13 protein-coding genes are annotated in these 19,918 nt (G+C 44.0%); 6 read left to right on the top strand and 7 right to left on the bottom strand.

Going from position 1 to position 19,918, the window contains the following annotated elements; genetic code table 11:
* Positions 1 to 71: 71 nt before the first annotated feature.
* Both R8G66_15595 and R8G66_15600 read left to right on the top strand, forming a co-directional pair.
* Entirely contained in the window at positions 72 to 656 is a 585-nt protein-coding gene (locus tag R8G66_15595; GenBank protein ID MDW3193795.1) for a hypothetical protein, read from the top strand.
* Between the two features lie 51 nt (positions 657 to 707).
* Complete coding sequence (locus tag R8G66_15600) at positions 708 to 1,376, top strand: hypothetical protein (GenBank protein MDW3193796.1); 669 nt, start codon at positions 708 to 710, stop codon at positions 1,374 to 1,376.
* A 168-nt stretch (positions 1,377 to 1,544) separates the two neighbouring features.
* On the opposite strand, the gene R8G66_15605 is transcribed toward R8G66_15600, so the two are convergent.
* From R8G66_15605 to R8G66_15630, 6 genes are all read right to left on the bottom strand, one after another.
* Complete coding sequence (locus R8G66_15605; protein MDW3193797.1) at positions 1,545 to 6,257, bottom strand: MBG domain-containing protein; 4,713 nt, start codon at positions 6,255 to 6,257, stop codon at positions 1,545 to 1,547.
* A 216-nt stretch (positions 6,258 to 6,473) separates the two neighbouring features.
* Positions 6,474 to 7,214 (bottom strand): LytTR family DNA-binding domain-containing protein, encoded by a 741-nt coding sequence (locus R8G66_15610; protein MDW3193798.1) that lies wholly within the window; start codon positions 7,212 to 7,214, stop codon positions 6,474 to 6,476.
* An 11-nt stretch (positions 7,215 to 7,225) separates the two neighbouring features.
* Positions 7,226 to 9,067, bottom strand: a complete 1,842-nt coding sequence (locus R8G66_15615; protein MDW3193799.1) for a histidine kinase — start codon at positions 9,065 to 9,067, stop codon at positions 7,226 to 7,228.
* 107 nt (positions 9,068 to 9,174) lie between these two features.
* Complete coding sequence (locus R8G66_15620; protein ID MDW3193800.1) at positions 9,175 to 10,089, bottom strand: carboxypeptidase-like regulatory domain-containing protein; 915 nt, start codon at positions 10,087 to 10,089, stop codon at positions 9,175 to 9,177.
* Between the two features lie 94 nt (positions 10,090 to 10,183).
* A complete protein-coding gene (locus R8G66_15625; protein MDW3193801.1) occupies positions 10,184 to 10,717 on the bottom strand; it encodes a DinB family protein in 534 nt (177 codons plus the stop codon).
* Between the two features lie 57 nt (positions 10,718 to 10,774).
* Entirely contained in the window at positions 10,775 to 10,939 is a 165-nt protein-coding gene (locus R8G66_15630) for a hypothetical protein (GenBank protein MDW3193802.1), read from the bottom strand.
* 141 nt (positions 10,940 to 11,080) lie between these two features.
* On the opposite strand from R8G66_15630, the gene R8G66_15635 reads away from it, so the two are divergent.
* Both R8G66_15635 and R8G66_15640 read left to right on the top strand, forming a co-directional pair.
* Positions 11,081 to 11,437: a BlaI/MecI/CopY family transcriptional regulator gene (locus R8G66_15635; protein ID MDW3193803.1), complete on the top strand. Its 357-nt coding sequence runs from the start codon at positions 11,081 to 11,083 to the stop codon at positions 11,435 to 11,437.
* Positions 11,434 to 13,269 (top strand): hypothetical protein, encoded by a 1,836-nt coding sequence (locus R8G66_15640; GenBank protein MDW3193804.1) that lies wholly within the window; start codon positions 11,434 to 11,436, stop codon positions 13,267 to 13,269. Before R8G66_15635 ends, R8G66_15640 begins: the two co-directional genes overlap by 4 nt.
* 362 nt (positions 13,270 to 13,631) lie before the next feature.
* Here the strand turns inward: R8G66_15640 and R8G66_15645 are convergent, their stop codons facing one another.
* Positions 13,632 to 15,308 (bottom strand): hypothetical protein, encoded by a 1,677-nt coding sequence (locus R8G66_15645; protein MDW3193805.1) that lies wholly within the window; start codon positions 15,306 to 15,308, stop codon positions 13,632 to 13,634.
* Between the two features lie 317 nt (positions 15,309 to 15,625).
* Between R8G66_15645 and R8G66_15650 the strand changes: the two genes are divergently transcribed.
* A complete protein-coding gene (locus tag R8G66_15650) occupies positions 15,626 to 18,340 on the top strand; it encodes a COR domain-containing protein (GenBank protein ID MDW3193806.1) in 2,715 nt (904 codons plus the stop codon).
* Positions 18,341 to 18,790: 450 nt separating this feature from the next.
* Positions 18,791 to 19,483, top strand: a complete 693-nt coding sequence (locus R8G66_15655) for an RsmE family RNA methyltransferase (protein MDW3193807.1) — start codon at positions 18,791 to 18,793, stop codon at positions 19,481 to 19,483.
* Positions 19,484 to 19,918: the final 435 nt, after the last annotated feature.

Raw genomic sequence — 19,918 nt, forward strand, 5'->3', positions numbered from 1 at the left:
AGTCGATCTAAGGAGCATTCCAACATCGGATCTTCGTAAAGCAGGTCGATAGTTATCTTTACTTTATGCCGATGCTCTACATCAAATTCGCCATCAATGATGCTGCCAAATTCACCGACTTCCAACAGCTTTATGCGCACATGGAACAGGTCCGTCAGCCCGGATTCAGATTCGAAGAGGAAGAAAAAGCAGAACCCGATATCGATTGGGCAAACATGACGCAGGAAGAAATTGATGAAGCATACGAAGCGGTTGAAAATTCACCTACTACAGAGGAAAAACGCTACCAGGAACTGATCCCCGATTACGTAAAGCGATGCTTTGAAAGGTATGCCAAATACGATGAGGTCAGGTACGGCATGTTTAGTTTCCAACCTGCGGAAATGCTCAATTATCTGGAATATGGCTTTGAAACAGCGCTGGTCAAACTGGAAATGACTGATTCAAGTCATGGCCTTTTCGAATTTGCTCCTTATGGTTATCCGTTTGGTGGCCTGGATCGCTTTTTGATGACCCTAAGGGGGTATGAACTGACACCTTTGGAATCTTACAATGGGTTTGAAGTAATTGAGTTTGAATGGTCTTCTGAATTTGATTACACCGTGACTGAATTTCCGGAAAGGACCAAAGCTTATAAAGCAACGGAGCAACAATGAGCTTATTGAACTTTGGTAACTTTATTATTGCCAAATTCAATTCATGCTACCATGCACATCCAACCAAACTCCGACCAGATCAGGAAGTACATCCCTATCTCCACTTATTTCCGATGGATGGAAGCGGAGAGGAACCGGTCATTCATTGGACTACCATTGAATCTGGTCGAGGCTTCCATGATCCAACAGCGGATCCAGCAACTTGAAGAGCAAGAAAAGTCCGGTTTCGTCTATGTAGGTGAGAAAAGCTGGTTGTTGTCCTATGTACAGGATCAGGCGGTGGAATATCAAAACTACGAGCAATGGGTCCTCCGTAATTTCAAGGAATTTCTAGGACTCGATTTTGAAATTTCTCCAGACTACCCGCACCTAAATCACACCATTTGGCAAGCGGAATTCGATGCGGAGGAAATGGTACTTGGTTATGAGGAATTGAAAAATCCCGGCTATCTGGACATTGATGAAATAGAAGTTTTGATTGGCGGAAATGGACAATCTCCGTCAGTCGCTCATGTTGTCAAAGCATTCGAATTCCTGCACAACCTGGAATATGCCATCGCCACGATTCCCATTGACCAGGGCACCCGGGAATTAAGCGTCACCGGAATTGATGTCTCGAACCCAACTGACCCTTGCCGATGGGAACTGGATGTGATCTCAGAATATGGCGGAGACCTGGAAAAAACAATCGTGAATGGAGTTTCATGGCGGAGTACCTAGCTATCTAATCGTATTCTCTTTCGCCAGAAACCTTACTTCAGTATCTTGAATATACTATTGTAAAGCAATATGGATAGTAATCAACTGACTCGTAAAAAAAGCTGCCCCTTTTCGGAACAGCCTCTTCACCTGTTGTTGTAGATTGCTGGTTGAGCAATATTGACTATCTTATTTGACGAACAGTTTATAGGTACCCATTAGATTACCTTGGTCGAATAGTTGTACATAATATACACCACTTGACCATGCAGATACATCCACGTCCAAGGAACCTGTAAAGGGTTTACTTGTCCATTGTTTCTCTCCACGCATGGTCACTACATTCAGTACCACAATACCTGTACCGCTCCATTCGAAAATAAATTTTTCAGTTGCTGGGTTGGGATAAACCTTACTTGTGAGAGGAATCTCCAATGAACTGGATAGCACGGACTCAACGATGGTAAGTAATCCCGGCTGCAGTCCGATTTCGTAGTGGTCATCATTGCCTTCCACCAACTGGATCGGAAATTCGCCGGGATCTGTCCCAACGGACGCATCGACAAATGCGGTAGGTTGCTGGTCCAAGACAGCAACTGTCTCATTCAGCTTAAAGCCTGAATAAGAAATCTCGAAATTTGGCAGGATGTCGCCCAGATTGATCTCAACATCTACAGCCGTAGCCGTGAGGGGTGCCTTATTTACCGTAAATTGTTGATGTACAGCAGAAGCAGGGTTATGAATTGCATCGCCGCCCTGTGATGCTACCACCTCAAAATTCCCCACTCCTCTGATCGTTAAGATATTCCCATCCAGGCTCCCGGTTCCTGATACCAATTGGAAAGTCACTGGTAATGAGGAACTTGCCGTCGCTGACAAGGCCACTACGTCTCCGTACACCCGATCTGAAACTCCATTAAAGGTGATGACTTGATCAGTTTTTCTGGAATCTATCACCGTAAAAGATTGCGTCGCCGTTGCCTCATTATAATTGGAATTACCTACCTGTGTTGCCACAACGGTAAAATCTCCAATTCTATTTACGGTCAACGCATTGCCCGATATGCTCCCATCCCCTTGTGATAAAGTGTATGTCACTGCCAGATCGGAAGAAGCTGTTGCAGCCAAGGTAACAAAATTGGTCACCGACAAATCCAAATCAGCAATGTCATCAAAATCGATGGTTTGATCTGCTTTATTGATTGTCAATACGCCATCTTGATATTGCAGTTCGTAAGAATCATCTGTTCCCAATGTTGTAGCCGTGATCGGATAAGTTCCAACCTCACTAGCAGCAGTAGCTGTCGATCCTACAATCGGCGTTACATCCAGTGAGGTTTGCCCATCTCCCAAAACAAATCCCTGGTAACTAAATGAATAGGTGGGAAGGGCTGCTCCAAAAGTGATGGATTGATTATCAATGACTACCGATAGAAGTGCTTTTGACACTTCAATTACCCTGGTCACTTCCTGTGCCGCTGAAAAGGAATCATTTCCTTCCTGACTGGCCACTATGGTCACATGTCCTACCCCTGTTAGGGTCAGTGTATTGCCATTACTGATGGTACCTGGCCCTGTAGATACTGTAAAAACAACAGGTAGTTGTGAGGTGGCCGTTGCTGAGAGTGTTACCACCTCTCCATACACACTACTAGTCGTTGGGGAAAAGGCAATGCTCTGCGCAGTTCTCACTTCCAATACTGTCACGGTTGACATTGCAGTAGCCGTATTACCAGCGGGATCTGTAGCTGTCAGGGTAACAGTATAGCTTCCAGGTGTATTGAACACATTCTGATCTAAAGACAAGGTGACAGAACAATTATCAGAAGATCCATCATCAATATCGGATGGAAGAAGGGTTTCTCCAGCATCGACGGTAATATTCTTCGCAAAAGCCACTGGTGCTATATTGTCGACAACTGTGACGATGGCAGAGGCAGTCGTTTCATTTCCTGAAGCATCAGAGACCGAAAGGATCACCGTATTTGCCCCAAGATCTTCACAACTAAAAGACGTCCTGGAAAGACTCAAAATTAGATCTCCTGTCGCAGTGCAATTATCAGTAGAGCCGTTGTTGATCTCGTCTGCAGCAATTGTTGCTACACCATTGTCATCTAATGCAATCGTTGCATCCTGTGTGACTGCAGTAGGGATTGTCTCATCTACAATCTCTATAATCTCTGTAGCTGTACTAGTGTTACCAGACGCATCCGTAGCCGTCAAAGTAATGGTTTGGCTTCCTAAATCACTACAAGTAAAACTTGACTGACTTAGTGTTACGGTTGGGTTGCGATCGCAATTATCTCTTACGGAAGTTCGCAGATCACTAACAGCAAAAGTAACTGCGTTTGAACTTGAAGGATCGATCGCAAATCTCAGGGGTGATAATCCATTAGGGTTGTTCGCAGAGAAAACCGGCGCCACGTCATCCACGACAGTTACTATAATGGTCCGACTGGCAGCATTTCCAACCTTATCAGTCACCGTAATGGTTACCGTATTGTCCCCTAAATCATGACACGAAAAGTCCGTGAGGTCGGCCACAAAGGTTAGCTCTGATGCAGGTGTACAATCGTCGCTCGAACCATTATCCGCGTCAGCCGGTGCAAGTGTTGCTTTTCCTGTAGCATCCAGAGATAAAGTAACATCCTGTAGTACCACTGTGGGGGCCGTAATGTCACCTATAGTCACGTCATTAGAAATGGGAACTAACACATCTACCGAACAGGCAACAAGACCAGAACCTGGAGCAGCCCAATTGTTAGCATTGGCTAATGGATTGATCAGTGTAAGATCTAAAGAACCTGATAGATCGCTCGCTACCGTGCCGGCACCTTCATCCAGTCTGTAATAGTGCATCAGACCTTGTGAGGTCTCATCCACACAGGTATTCATCAGCGATTGAATGGTCGCAGCTGTTCTGGGCGCATCCCAAACCCTCACTTCATCAATAGTCAAATCTGAAATACTGGTACTGCCAAAAGCCGTGTGATTGATCTCCCCTACTTTAAACACATAGTTACTGTTAACACCGAGGCTATTATTGATTCCCCCGCCTATTTTCGAGATCAATGCACCATCGTAATAAACACTCATGAATTGGGAACCATTCGGTGCATAAACGATAGCAATGTGCGTTTTTGTATTGAAAGCGGGTGCCGGATACCGTTCAAAATTCAACCCTCCATTTCGCTCATGAAGAATCACTAAGTAACCTGTGTTCTGCTGAATATAGGCTTCTATATCACTGTCTCCACTGTTACCAATTGAGAATAGCACATTGTTATTGCTACTTACTCCCTTAAAGTCATCTATCGTAGCTTCAAATGTGTAGCCGTTCGCATAATTGAAGCGCCAATTACCATTTCCATCTGCGTATTCACCGCTCCCCACGAAAGTAAAAGCAGAACCCTGATCAATCGATGTGAAGGCTGTTTCTTCAGCAACCTCAAATGTTTTCGGACCGCTGAGTATTCCTGTACTGAATGTCAGGGCGTTTCCTGTTCCTAGTACTGGTCCATCTACAATCGAGTTATCTAGCGTATCTATTAAATAGTAGGTACTACCATTTACAGACCCATCCAAGTTGATATCAAAAGCTGTCGCTCCATCTATACAATACGGTGCTGGCAATGCGGGCGCCGCATTGAATTCTACCAAGCCGCTTTGTACGGTTAATTGAACATTGCCACTTGACGAATTACCTGAAGCATCTACACCAGTTACCGTGATGGTATTTACTCCTATATCATCGTACGTGAATTGCGATTTGGAAAGGGATAGTGTCAGCCCACAAGAACTGGTTGACCCTGTATCGAACAAAGCAGCTGATACTGTCGCATTCCCAGTACCATCAAGTGTTACAGCACCATCCATCAAATCAAGCACCGGTGAAATGGTATCAAGTGGCATCAGCGTAATCGAATGAGAATGAGAGTCTGCTCCGTTTCCCCAGGTGGCTTTGATGGAATTTTGAATTGAACTACCTACGTGATTACAATCAAAGGTGTTCTGACTTTGCGGATCCAAGGTATACGTAACATCCGTACAATTACTGTTAACCAAATCTGAAGCGACTACAGTGAGCATACCTGAAGCCGGCAAGTAAACAGGTATCACTTCATTATTATCCGGCAGCTCTGGGATAACCCTCACATTGGCTGTCTCTGTATCACTGCTTGATCCAATAGTGGCCGTCAGGGTCACTGTATTGTTACCTAGATCAGCGCAGGTAAATAGCGTTTTATCTAACGATAAAGTAGGAAGGTTATCACATGCATCCTTCGATCCATTGTCGACATCTTCTGGTGCTATGGTGGCCTCACCGTCCTGATCCAGCATTACTGTAATGTTTTTCGTAACTGCCGTGACGGTGGGATTAGGGTCTGTACATTCACTGGTATACAGCACATTATCAATCAGCAGCGAAGAAGAAACCACTTGCTGCGTAAACTGATATGTGAATCCTAGTCGTGTATAATTCCCCGTATAATTGGCGTCTTTCAAATCATAAGTGTAAGACTGTGAAGTTGTGCCGACTTGAAATGAAGTCAAAACATCCCACTGGCTCCCATCATCCGTCGCCATAAGTTGCATGGTTAACATTTCCGAAGGAAGGATATTTTCTGCCTCCGCATCGAAGGTGATTATTCCCGTCAAATTCTCAACACTGGGCATGACGGCTCTTCCCTGAAAAAAGACGCTGATCCGTAATTGACCATTAACGACCGCTACATCATTGTCCGAGACACTGGAATTAGCTGCTCGAATCCAGCAATCGGGAATCGAGCCGCTTACGTTTTCAAAATCTTCATCCACGGTAAAGACAGGATCAGAGCATTGAGCTAAGAGTGCTATGGGCGTACTACAGAGTATACATAGAGTAAGTAAAATCTCCCTCATGTGTTTGTTTTTTTGTTAAATGCAGAGCAAAACAATACAGTCACAAAGGCAATTTTTCGAGGATTGAGTTACCGTTGAGAGTTTTTGAGTTATCGTCGAGAAAGGTTGAGTAACGTATTGGATCGATGTGAGAGATACCTTCTCAAAGGGTGCTTATAACCCTGAAAAAAGGTCAAATAGAGCAGCCCAACATGCTTATGTGTAGGTGGATACCAATTAAAGATTGGCCAACGCTTCCATGAATTGCTCTTTTTTCCTGACTGCCAATGGCACGGATGACCCATCGGACAAATGAATAAGGCCGCCATCACGTTTTTCAAAGCGCTCGACGTAAGTCATATTGATGAGATGGGATTTATGCACCCGAAAAAAGGGCTGATCATCGAGGGTTTTCTCGTACTCCTTAAGGGTTTTGGAGATGGTCAGTTTCTCCTTTTTTGAAAACCAGAAGACCGTATAATTGCTGTCTGACTCACACCTGATGATGTCCTTGATCTGTACAACGTGCATGGCCTCATTATCACTGAGGATGATCTTTTTATCTTCCTGATTGAGTACCCTGTTTTCTACCAGGGTAGCGATCGCAGACTTTGTTAATTCAGAATTTCTTTGTTTAGCCTTAGTAATAGCATCTTTGAGGTCAGCCGGAAAAACGGGTTTGATCAAATAATCTGTCGCACTGTACCTAAATGCCTGAATGGCATATCGGTCATGCCCTGTAATAAAAATCGTTTGAAAATCCGGACTTTCGAAGTTCGCTAACAAATCAAAACCAAGCCCGTCCCTCATTTCCACATCCATGAATGCGATAGCTATCGATTCGCTCTCCAACAATGCCAATCCGGAAACTACACCCGAAGCTTCACCTACTATTTCTGCTTCAGGAACGTGTTTTTCCAGCATGGCACGAAGGTGCTGACGCGCCGTTTTTTCATCATCTATAATTGCGACTCTCAAAAGCAGCTCATTTACCGTACAGGAACATGCAATGCTACACGTGTTCCATCAGGATTTCCACTATTATCCGTTCTGTTTTCGATCAACAGTTGGATTTTGTTTTTTAGCGAACGATTATACAAATCAATTCTTTCTTTGATGATGGTTGTGCTCAAAGAACGTTTGCTTGTTTTGTATTCACTTTCCACAATCCCAACACCATTGTCTTCGATTTCCAAACGAATGGAATCCTCTGCCTGAGATAATTTCACTTTGATCAGTCCTCGCTCATCAGGTTTCAAACCGTGTTCTATGGCGTTTTCAACAAATGGCTGAATGAACATTGGAGGGATGTTGTCCATCTCCTCATCAATCGATTCATCCACCTCAATGACATAGTCAAAAGCATCCTTTAACCTTCGTTTATTGAGTTCAAGGTAATCTTTAACCATTGCAATTTCATCCTCAACCGGAATGAACTCCTCCCGAGAATTTTCAAGAATTTTTCGCATCAGACGCGCGAATAGTTCCAGGTATGATTCTGCTGCCTCAGTATCCCTATCAAACAAAGATGCCTGAACAGTAATGAGGGCATTGGAAATAAAATGAGGATTAAGTTGAGAGCGTAGAAAGCGCTGTTCCAATTCTGCTTGTTGCCTTTGCCTCGACGTGGTTTGTCGGTAATACTGGAAATACGCAATACCTGCTATCAATAAAGTAATCACTAATCCAATGATCAGCATTTGATTGCGTCGGACGATGGTCAGCTCTTGAATAGTCGTTTGCTGAGTAAGCGCCTCGATCGCTGCTTCCTTCTTCTCTGTTTCATACTTGGTTTGGAGTTCTCCGACGATTTTATTCGTCTCTTCATATTGCAAAGAGTCACGCAACGCCTTATACTTCTCTTCCGATGCTTTTGCCAAATCTTTTCTTCCGATAATACTATATTGAATAAATAGCTTCATACTTACATCCTGAATGCGACCGATGAACCCCAACTTTTTAAAATAAGTCATGGCTTCTTCGTAGTACGCAATGGCGAGTTGATGGTCAGCTTGTTCGGCCGCTATGTTTCCGAGTGATTCAAGCGCACTTGTCAGGAGGTTCTCATTCCTGATTTCGCGGAAATAAGGCAACTCCGAAAGCAACAACTCCTTGGCTTGCTCAAATTCTTCCAGATAGATTTTGCAGGTAGCCATGTTGAGGGATGTTACTGCGATACCCGCTCTGAAATTGACACGCTCACATAGGTCACGGGCCTGATCAAAATAAGATAGCGCTTCATCATAATCTTTCAAATCCCGATAAGACTTCCCAACATTGAAATAGAACATTCCTTTCGAAGGAGTTTCGGGATCATCTTTTACTAATTCCAGGCTTTTCAGACTTAATTTAAGTGCTTTCTCATGATATCCAGCTGTAGCATAGATCGGTATCAAGTCACCCTGGGTGATCAATGTTTCATCCTTTCGTCCCAGTGAATCAAAAATCCGGATTGATTCTAATCCTACTTTAATGCCTTCTTCGATCTCTCCGCCTAAGGCGTACTGTTCAATTAATTCACGTTTTACGACCGCTTTTTGATAAGGCAATTGCTGTGCTTCGGCAATTTCCAGAGCCTCTTGAAGATATGCCTCACTTTTATCGCGCATTGAATTTTTGTAAACCGCTGCCAGTTTCAACAACACTTCCAGCCTAAGCGAATCGGGTTCCTCATATTGATCTAACAATTGGAGCAGACTATCTTGTTTTATCTGTTGAGACCGCAGTGGAGTTGAATGCAGAAAAAGCACGATGGAAATGGTGAAAAAGACAACTTTTGCTAGCAAATGATTGTTTTGGAATAAGCTTCCGGCAGCCCTACTTTCCCGCATATTTAATGACTCAATCCCTATGAATGAATATCAAAGATATGGACTCATGCCCAAAAATGGTCAAGAAGATCAATTCGAGAATAAACTCGGCGATTCATAACAATTAGTCATCCACTCTTTCTTTTTAGGGAATAAGACAAATTCAACCCTGCCCCCAGAGACAATTCTGAAAAAGTATCGAACTCATAGTAATTCAGAAAAACACTAAGCTTTTTAAAGTCATACTTCAATTCACCTTCGATCACCTTTTGAGTCCCAAACAAGGATATTTTACCCCTGATCGAAGTAGACGACTTGAAAATCTTAGTCCCTAGTCCGATCACTGGTGCAGAAAAAGTCCTGAATTCTTCAAAACCTGCGGTTAATATATCTTGTCGCAATCCACTGTAACCGAGTGTGAGGGTATGCTGCTTAAAGTTGAAATCGCCTTCAACCGCATATACCCAGGAAGAGAACCTATTGATATCAATATTGCGGTACCGTACATTGATGTCAGCAGAGTAACCACAATCATAAATGAAGTGACGATATTCCAGGCTACTTCTCAAGAAGAGATCATCATTCCTATTTGCCTGATAAGTCAGGTCCCCAATGAGTGGTCCTTTCGTATTGAATAGGAGGTCTTTCGGTAATGACAGCAGGATCTTGCCACCATAAGTGGATTGTATCGCTCCCGCTAGCGCATAAAAACTTACCTTTCTGTAGTCCCAAAAGTGCACGGTACAGTCATATTTAAGTACTATATCCAAGTAGCTTCGTCCTTTTATCGCCACTTCTTTCGATTTCAATCCAATAAATGAAAAGATCAGAACGTCATCTGACGATGGGACAGTCAGTTCAAAAAATCCATCAAAATCAGTGGTCGTCCAAACCGATTTCCCTTTCACTACAACGTTACAATTCGGGACTGAACCGCCATCGTTACCTAAAACCCTGCCTTTCACAACGTGCTGAGCTTGCCCCAACTGAGCAATGATGCTAAAGAGTATTGAAAAATTTAAAAGCCGTAGTTGTCTCGTCATGATTGCTAATTGTATTGACGACAGTTCCTTATAAATATAAATAAACTGGAACTAAGCCTATTTTACAACTAACATCGTTGAGCACCGAAAAGTCCTACTCATTCAAATCCGTTTCCAACTCCTGTTGGAGAAGGGCATGGATCGCTGCGAGGTGATGATCATCGTGCTCAGCAACAAAGAAGAATAAATTCATGATCGTCATTGGTATTTCCAACCTGGGATGCAATGCCGTTTTCAGGAGATCTTCCTCGGACAGCTGACGAAGCTTAATCATCATGTCTTGTCTTGCTAAATTGAAGCTCGCCAGAATGTCTTCCATTTCAGCATCATTGTGTCCCGCCTGATCCGTCGCCCTGTTTTCCAGATCTGTCGGTCGCAAATGTGATTCTCCATGCAAAATATCGGCTAATCGTCCCAGCCAAAGGGGTTCAAGATCAACTAAGTGACCTACATGCTCCTGGATAGACCATTTCCCATCTTGCTTGCTGATGAGTGTTTCTTTTGAGCAATTCTGCAGCTTCTGATTAATTCGTGCCGAAGTTCCCTCCAATCGTTCCAATAGGAGCGGATAAAGACTTACATCATTGACAAAGTCAAACTTCCTGTCAAACCATTTCTGTTGTTCCATAAGACCCTATACGAACTATTGAAGTTCAAAGATGCTCAGCATTGAACCAGACAATTGCTATTGATCAGTCTTCTCTCCCCTATCCAATTTTTCTTCTACCCGCTTTATTTGCTTACTGAGAGACTCCATGCCTTTGATGGTCTCATTAAATCCCTTTTGCAGGACGTAAATGATCCCTAGTCCTAAAACTGCGATTTCTCCGATCAGAATAAAATTGCTCATGATTTGTGTTGGTTTTGATTCAATTGACACTCAAGGTATGAAGAATTCAGAGGCCATAGCGAAAAGGATTTAACTGGTTTTTCAGTTAATAAACTGAATTAACAGTTGTGTAACTGAAGAATCAGTTATATCATTGTACCTATGGAACGACTAACCAGGGCTGAAGAGCCTATCATGAAGATTATCTGGGATAAGGGAGAAGTGTTCATCAAAGACATCATTGAAGCACTATCGGAGAAAATCCCCTACAACACGGTATCGTCTATTGTGAGGGTACTGGAGTCCAAAAACATGGTAGGGCACAAGGCTTATGGAAGGACCTATCAATATTACCCATTGATCAAGAAAAGCGAGTATCGGAAGTCACTACTCAAGACGATGATATTCGAATACTTCGATGGTTCTTATAAGGGATTGTTGTCTCAAATGATTGCCAACGAAGATCTATCGAAAGACGAACTAGAGGAAATGAAAAAACTGCTAAATGAAAAGTCATGATTGAAATTGCTATTTACCTGTCGGAGTTCTTATTGATCTCTACCTTATTTTTTGTCATTTATTTATTGATCAAGGAACATGCAACTCCGCAGCTTCGACGCGTATTTCTGCTTTGCTGGCTATTATCCTCTTCGATCTTTCCTCTGATATCTATTGAGGGTTACCAATACCCGGTAGCTTACTTATCACATGATGCATTTGAGAGAAAGGAAGTAGACCATCAATTCAAAGCAATGGATGGTTTAACACCTCAAAATCCACCGCAAATTTCCATCCCTGTTCAGACCTCAGCCAATCAGCAAGTTGTTCCCAAAGCAGCCCCATCTAAAGACAAGAATTTCTCCTATCAATCTTTGTTTCTGATTCTCTATTTCTCGATAGTGGGCCTATTATTTGCCCGGTTCTTATTTGGCCTGGCACAAATCCTGATGATGACTAAAAAGGCTGAAACAATACGGATCGACGGCAGGAAAGTATTCAAGGTGAATCAGTCTGGTTTTACGGGGGCATCATTCTTTCAATGGATATTCATCGGTTCCGATATAGACAGCAGCGATACGGAATTGATCCTCCAACATGAAATGACACACAGTCGATTGAGACATAGTTTCGATGTGATTTTAGGAAACCTCTACCAGATCATGTTTTGGGCTTGCCCATGGAGTTGGTATGTATTGAGGCAGATCAAACTAAATGCAGAATTAGAAACGGACCATGTCCTTTCACAAAAGGTATCCATCAAAAGGTACGGAGAGCTCTTGCTCAACCTTCACCAAACCCAGGTGTCCTATGTATTGAACAATTTCAGTGCGGGCCACCTCAAGGTCCGAATTAAATCCATGACGAATCAATCCTCTCAGAAGAAATGGATACTTGCCGTACCTGTTCTACTGATCACGATTTCTTTCCTCGCAGTAAGTTGTAGTGACATCATCGAAAGTACTGCCTCCAGGAATACTGAATCCGCGTTAGATGCACGGCTAGTTGATGTGAAATCCATCACGACTAAATTCGTCAGTCATCAAAACGATACGCAACAAAAGACTGGTAAAATTGTGTCCAGAGTTACTTTTCTTCCGGATGGCAGTCTTGACGAATTCGTAGAAAAGACCTCTTATCCCTACGATCGTGAATATGAAGTGAAAAAGACTTTTTGGGATACTCCAGCAAAAAAGAACCTTTTTCACGCCATGGATGGGTTGAATTTAGGGGTTGCTGAAAGGAACCTTCTCTATGGCAACGACTGGTCTACGGCCTATCTCAAACATCTAAGAGATAAAAGAAACTCCGAGCTAAGCAGGGGCTTTTGGGATGAAGAAATTACCGCCGATAAAGAGATAAATCCGACATCAATCAAGGTTGCCAGAGATTACAGTGGAAATAGTATTTCATTTTTAAATTCTCCCGAAACAACCCAGTTCTTCGAGTATGACGGCAATAAGGTGATCTCAACGTCAAAGATGACTGAATACAAAATAGATGAAAGCCAAATAGAGACGTATTTAACTAAATACGAAGGCATGGAATCAGAGGTAGCAAAACAATTAGACTGGGCCAAGCTTAACTCCGGAAAGGTGACAAATGACATCAAGTTTTTCTTTGACGGGGAGTTATTGACAAGCATCACCACCCAGGATTCGTATGGAGATCCGATTACTTATAAGTTCTTTTATCAGAACAATCTGCTTACCAAACAGGAGTACTACAAATACGGAAAGTTAGTCAATACGCGGGTCCATCATTACAAAAATGGACTGAAAGATCGCTCAGAAATCTTCAACATCTACAATGAACCAGAATACACCATTCTTTACGAATATGAATTCTGGTAAGATCAGCGGAATATTCGTTTAGTTCAGCATGAATTTCACCTCTTACACACGGTGACCGGATCTATTTTTGAAGTAGTTGAAACACCTGTATTCCCACTTTTGACGCATATCAGTCAACTTAAGCGTCATTCCTGCGTAGGCAGGGTGCCTGACCAAGGAATCTCAAACTTAGATGTGCTAACAGACTTTGAGATTCCCGAACACAGTCCCATCCGGGTACGGCGGGAATGACGGGTTTTGTTTTTTTGGTTTAAGTTGACAGCCAAAAACTCTTGAAGTGGGTCTCTCTAGTAATTTGAAAGAAAAGATTTCCAACACTTCATTTCAAACACCCTGAGGTTATGATGTACTTGACTAACCTCCTACCCCAACACCTTCTCCAAAATCTTCTTGGTGATCAGATAAGTCGGTAAGATCCCTTCTGCACCCAAACTTCCGGAAGCCAACGTACTTCCCGTTCGCAGCGGATTATCAGAAGCGTAGTAAGCGTAAAATACTTTCACGTTTTCATCCACACTCCTACGAATACGAGAGGCCGACTGGATCGCTTTCTGATAATGTGCTCCTTCCATTTCCAGGCCTACCGCATTCCAGGTCGTCTCCAGGAAATGAGCCAGAATATCATGGTTTTGAAGAGATGTCCCCAGTACCGTGATCATGGTTCCTTCGAAAACCTGCAAGCCGCAACCTTCGAAATCTTCTTTGCTCAGCTGGTTGTCGAACGGATAGTTATCTGCCGTCCCTTCAAAAACGTGAGCGGTAGGGATCATGATATCGCCTTTATCCCCTTCGAGGATACCCGCTTTACCCATAATGGATACGGTTTCTACCCGCATCGGGTATTCTAGTTCCGCTCGTTCGTAAGGTTTTAGTAGTTCATCCAGACATTCGTAAGCCTGCTCTCCGAAGGCATAGTCCATCACAATCAGGACCTCTTCTTTGTTTTTGAATTGCTTCAGGTTCAGGTCCGGTGGCAAATGATTGGGATCAATTTTATCAAGCTCAATGATCTGGACCGTCAGGTTGGTCCCGGAATTATCCTGGATCTCGTATAAGCCATGCGTTTCCGCAAAAACACCGATCTTCTCCCGCATGGGCGCGTTTTCCGGTGCACTGGTCGCTTCAGCCAGCGCAGAAATCGACGGATAAGACTGCTCTTCTTTCAGCGCCTCGAATCCAAATAAGGTATTCTTTACACTGTGCAGGTTGGCACTGATGATGTGTTTGGTACGATCCATCAAGCCTTTTTCAAACAGCAAGTCTTTGATGCGTTGTGCCCATTGTGTCCCAAAAGCATGCTGCCCTACGATCTCTCTCAATTTTGCTGAAAAGCTGATGCCTTTGTCCTTCTTCTCTTTTTCTTCCAGGATGGCTACCCGACCCAGGTGATAAACAATGTGGTACAGGCTGTTACTACTGCTGCTTTGTGCAAATTTCTCAACTGCCTGGCGGGTTTCTTCCAGCGTACGGCCAATGATGTTACTCAAATAGACAATGGCACGCTTCTCATCGAAGGCCTTCCCTCGACCTTCATATTCCACGACCTCTTCCAGTCGGCGCCAATCTTCATCGATCTCCCGCTTGGCCGTCATGGCGTGATCTTTGATCTTAGATGCCTCAATGTAGAGGAAGGTCAAGTGCGTTAAGATGTCATAGATGTCACTTCGTCCACGTGTCATTTCAATGTACATCCGCTCTTTATCGATCCGATAACAGTTGCGGCGACGTTTGGGAGGAATGATCAGTTCGTAACCCGATCCTTCAAAGCCTTCACTCGCGATCAGTTTGATGAACCGACATTCTTCAATGCCTTTGGGTAGCCGCTCCATGACGTAGAGCAGACCATCCAATTCTACACGCTCATGATCAGACATCACCCCATAGATCTCTGGGTTCAGGACCTTCATGGCTTCAATTAATGATTTTCCAGATACGCCCATGGGTTTGTAGCTTCCCCTCAAAAACAGGTGGCGCATGGTGATGTAGAGCCTTTCGATTGCGGCCCTGGATTCTCTTGTACGTTTTTTATCAACGCTCATTCAAAAAGGTTGTTTTTTATATGTTAGAAAGGCTGACTACTGCAAGTATTAGCATTCTATGCGATTTTATTTCGGAGGAACAGATTCTTCATAGAATCTTCTAAATCAGGAAACAAATCGCTAAACAGCATCAGCTAAAATTTCACAAAACTAATGCATTTGTGATTCATGGCGGCTATTATTTTTTCCGGAAACGCTGACCTAAACATTCAAAGCAGTTGTCAACGAGAATCTTTAAGCTTTGAATTACTCATCGCCTAAAAATCTTCCCAACTACCCATTTCTCACTATATTAGATAACGGAAACCCCTACTCTCATGTCCGAAAGAGCCTTAGAACTCATCGAAGCAGAAAAGCAAAACAAAACTGGAAGACTGTACCTGACCAAAACTGGACTTACCGCCCTCCCCGAAGAACTGCAAGCAATGCATTGGCTGACCAACCTTGATCTTGATGACAACAGTATTCAGGATATTTCCTCGTTGACAAAGCTCACCAAACTGCGATCATTAGGGTTAAGTATGAATAAAATACAGGACCTGTCCCCTCTTGAAAATCTTAGTCAACTCCGTTCATTAAAACTATTCAGTAATGAAGTTCAGGACATCTCTCCTCTAAAAAATCTCAGACATCTCAAAGAACTGGACCTGATCTACAACCATATTGAGGACATCAGTAACTTGAATAAGCTTACCCAACTTCAAGAGTTAGAATTAGGAGATAACAGGATTGAGAATATTGAACCACTGGCTTCATTAGTCAAGTTAGAAGAGTTATGGCTTTATCGAAATTCGATCCAGGATTTATCTCCCCTTCAGGAACTGCGTAATCTTAAAAAATTAGATCTGGACAAAAACCCCATACAAGACCTGTCTCCGTTGTTGTCCTTACCACAACTCGAATACCTGGGCCTGCAACAATTGGGCCTCAAAGACCTCTCCCCCTTACTGCCCCTACTTCAACGCACCTCTATGGAAGTTATCATGGACAAAAGAAACGAAGAGTTGAACCTACGAGGAAATGAAATCCTGAAACCTCCCCTTGAGATTGTCGAGCAAGGTCGGGAAGCCATCCTGGAGTGGTTTGAAGCCAATAAGACCGCACTCAATGAGGTCAAACTCATCCTGATCGGCGATCCCAAAGCAGGTAAAACATCGATTCTCCGCCGACTGAAAGATGGCACATTCAACAAAGATGAACCCCAAACAGACGGGATCAACATCGAGGACATCCACTTTGGTGATTGTGATAACTTTGATGGTGAAGGTGCATTGAAAGACATCACTGGTCACTTCTGGGATTTTGGCGGTCAGGAAATCATGAACTCCACGCATCAGTTTTTCCTGACCAAACGCTCTGTCTACCTCCTGGTACTCAATGCGAGAAATGACAACCAGGTAGCCAATCAGGTGCGGAACTGGGTACAGCGCATCCGGGCCACGGGTGGCGATTCGCCTATCATCGTTGTGGCCAACCAAATCGACGTAAATCGTGGCTTTGGCTTTGAGAACGAATCGATCCTCCGTAAAGACTTCCCTCAGATCAAGGCCTTTCTCAAAGTGTCTTGCGATACCGGTGAAAACATGGAGTCCCTGATCGCTGAGTTGGAAGCATGGATCCCGCAAGCGGAATTGTTCCGTACAGAAGTAGACGAAAAGTGGTTACCTATCAAAGACCGGATGGAAAAAGAAACGGCGGAGAAACGGTACCTGACGGAGGATCGTTTTCTGCAGATCTGCAAAGACCTGAACCCTACGTCCCGGAAGAGTCTGGTTACCTTCTTGCATGACCTGGGATTACTGCTTCATTTTGAAGGGTTAGGCCAGATCCTGGAGGAATATTACGTATTGGACCCCAACTGGATCACCTACGGTGTGTATCAAATCCTCACTTCCAACTTTGCCGGCAGTTGCAAAGGCATCGTACCCGTAGACCGACTGGATTACATCGTGAACGAGGAGCCTGATAAGTTGTACCTGTATCAAACCGAGAACTTCGTAAAAACCCACTACAGTCCCGCTCAACGGACGTTTCTCGTGGACATCCTGCATGAGTTTAAGCTTTGCTTTTATGTCAACGATCGGCAGCACTTCATCGTGCCGGATTTATTAGAAACGGAAGCGTCGCCAGAAGTGACGGAACCCATCCGAAATGCTTCCGACGCCCTTCGGTTTGTCTATGAATATACCTATCTGCCGAAATCGATCATCCCAGAGATCATGGTAGAAGCCCACCATATGCTGGCCAATATCTGGCGAACCGGTTGTCTGCTGACTTACGAAGACAGCACCGCCCTGATCAATGCAGATCAAAATCGCATCTACATCACGGTGGTGGGCACGCATAAAAAGAAACGTGAATTCCTGTCCGTCTTGCGCTACCAGTTGGATCAGATCAACAGCAAGCTGAGTGATCCACCAAAGATGCTCATCCCGCTACCGGGCTTACCGAACGATATGGTGAGCTATAAAAGGCTGCTTAGCCTGGAGCGTGCTCGTCAGGAAGAATACCCGCACTACTCGGAAGCCACCGACGAAACCACGACCTTCCTCATTTCAAAACTACTGGAAGGCATCACACCCTTCAACGACATGGCAGCTGTCCGAAAGGAAATGGACAAACTAAGTTCCAAAATAGATAAGGCTCAATCTGGCATTGACCAACTCATCCAAACGCAGGAACAGCACTTTGAAACGCTCACGATGCAACTGGGGCCGGAATGGAAAGAGGCCATCATTAATGATCTGGAAGCGGTGCAACCCCACCATGCAGAATCCATGGTCAGGGAGGTAACTCAGGCACTGGCCACCGCATTCGAGTTGCATCATGCGGATATGAATGAAGAACTACAGACCATCTACCAAAACCTGAAGACTGCTCCCAGCAATACCCAGCTGAAGCTAAAGGTTGCGCTGCCACTGCTGCCTAATATCGTCAGTATCGAAGGGGAATTTGACTTGAAGGAATGGGGAAATAAGATGTATGAGAAGTATAAGCTGCCGCTTTTTAAGATGATGGGGAAGATTGGGTAGCAAATGCCCCAATGCCATTTAGCTAAGGTAAAGGACCGTCATTGCGATGCAAAAAAGCAATCTCAAATACTGTTTCGAAGCAGAAATGTAGAATAGACTGCTTCAATTCTTCGCAGTGACGAATCTTAGCTTAATGGCATTGCCAGATTCCGTTACGATTGCACTTTGGTCTCGGTAACGTTTTTCCTTCTGTAAGCAATTCCAGCCTTTTCCGGCCAGCAGTCACGGATGACGGCCTTAAATAATTTCCGTCATTCCGGTCATCATTGTAGTCTCTCACGACTAGTACTAATTGAAATTGATGTACCGCTAGGCGGCCCTGCGGAATCTCACGAATATCAGTTGTTACTTCATTTGATGAGATTTCCCTATGATCATTGAACAAGTATACAGATGGAAGAATGTACTGTGATCCGGGGAATGACGGTTCAGAATATGTAAACTTGCCTCATGCACCTCTTCTACAAACCGGACCTGAAAGAAAACGCTACGCTGGAAGGCGATGAGTTTCATCATTGTGTGAAAGTCTTGCGGCATCAGGCAGGTGATGTGGTATTCATGACCGATGGTCAGGGGGCCATGGCGAAAGTGACCATTGACGGCATTTCCAAATCAGCACTCCAATTCTCCGCCATCGAGCGACTGGACCAACCAGCCAAACCTTTTGGGGTGCACTTGTTCATTTGCCCGACCAAGAACTTTGACCGGATGGAGTGGATGGTGGAAAAAGCCGCTGAGATACAGGTCGATGAAATTACGTTCATCAATTCCAGAAATTCGGAAAGACCCAAAGCCAATCTGGGGCGATTGGAAAAGAAAGCAGTGAGTGCGTTGAAGCAATCAAAAAGCGCGTGGAAAATGCAGATCAATACCATTCAGCCTTTTGATCAAGTAATCGAGAAACTGACTGGTGAGTCTTTTTTAGCTTATGTGGAAGAGAAGCAGCAGGCATTGAAAGACAGCATCTCTCCGGACAAACAAGTGAACCTATTCATCGGTCCTGAGGGAGATTTTACCCCTGAGGAAGTGGCGTTAGCGAAGGCAAAAGGCATCCAGCCTGTGAGCCTTGGAAAGTCTGTACTTCGCACGGAAACCGCTGGCCTATTGGCGTGCCATACCGTGAACCTGATGAATGGTTTTTAGCAGATCGAAATAATGATTAGACCAGACGAAATGCACATGTGGGTTTCATAGAGACTATCTGACTTCTCATGCTACCTCATAATCGCTCATGGGAGAACGATACCTGTCATGCGACCTGAACCACCCTTCATGGCGGTAATCTGATGTCTCATGCCACTATCTACACCTTCATGGGAGCATAAACACGCGTCATGCCACCTACATGGCTCTTCATGGGAGTTTAAACATGTATCATGGCATCTATGTGGCCCTTCATGGGCGCATCGATACCCTCCATGCCTACTCAATTACTTGTCATGGTCACCATGGCGCCTCAAACTACTCCCATGACGGAATAAAATTTGGCATGAGTATAGAAATATTAGCATGGCGAAATAAAAATTGGCATGAGCAAACACCGAGGTGGCATGACGGACAAGATTAGCGGCTTGGGCA

The organism is Cytophagales bacterium (assembly GCA_033344775.1).
Lineage (GTDB): Bacteria > Bacteroidota > Bacteroidia > Cytophagales > Cyclobacteriaceae > JAWPMT01.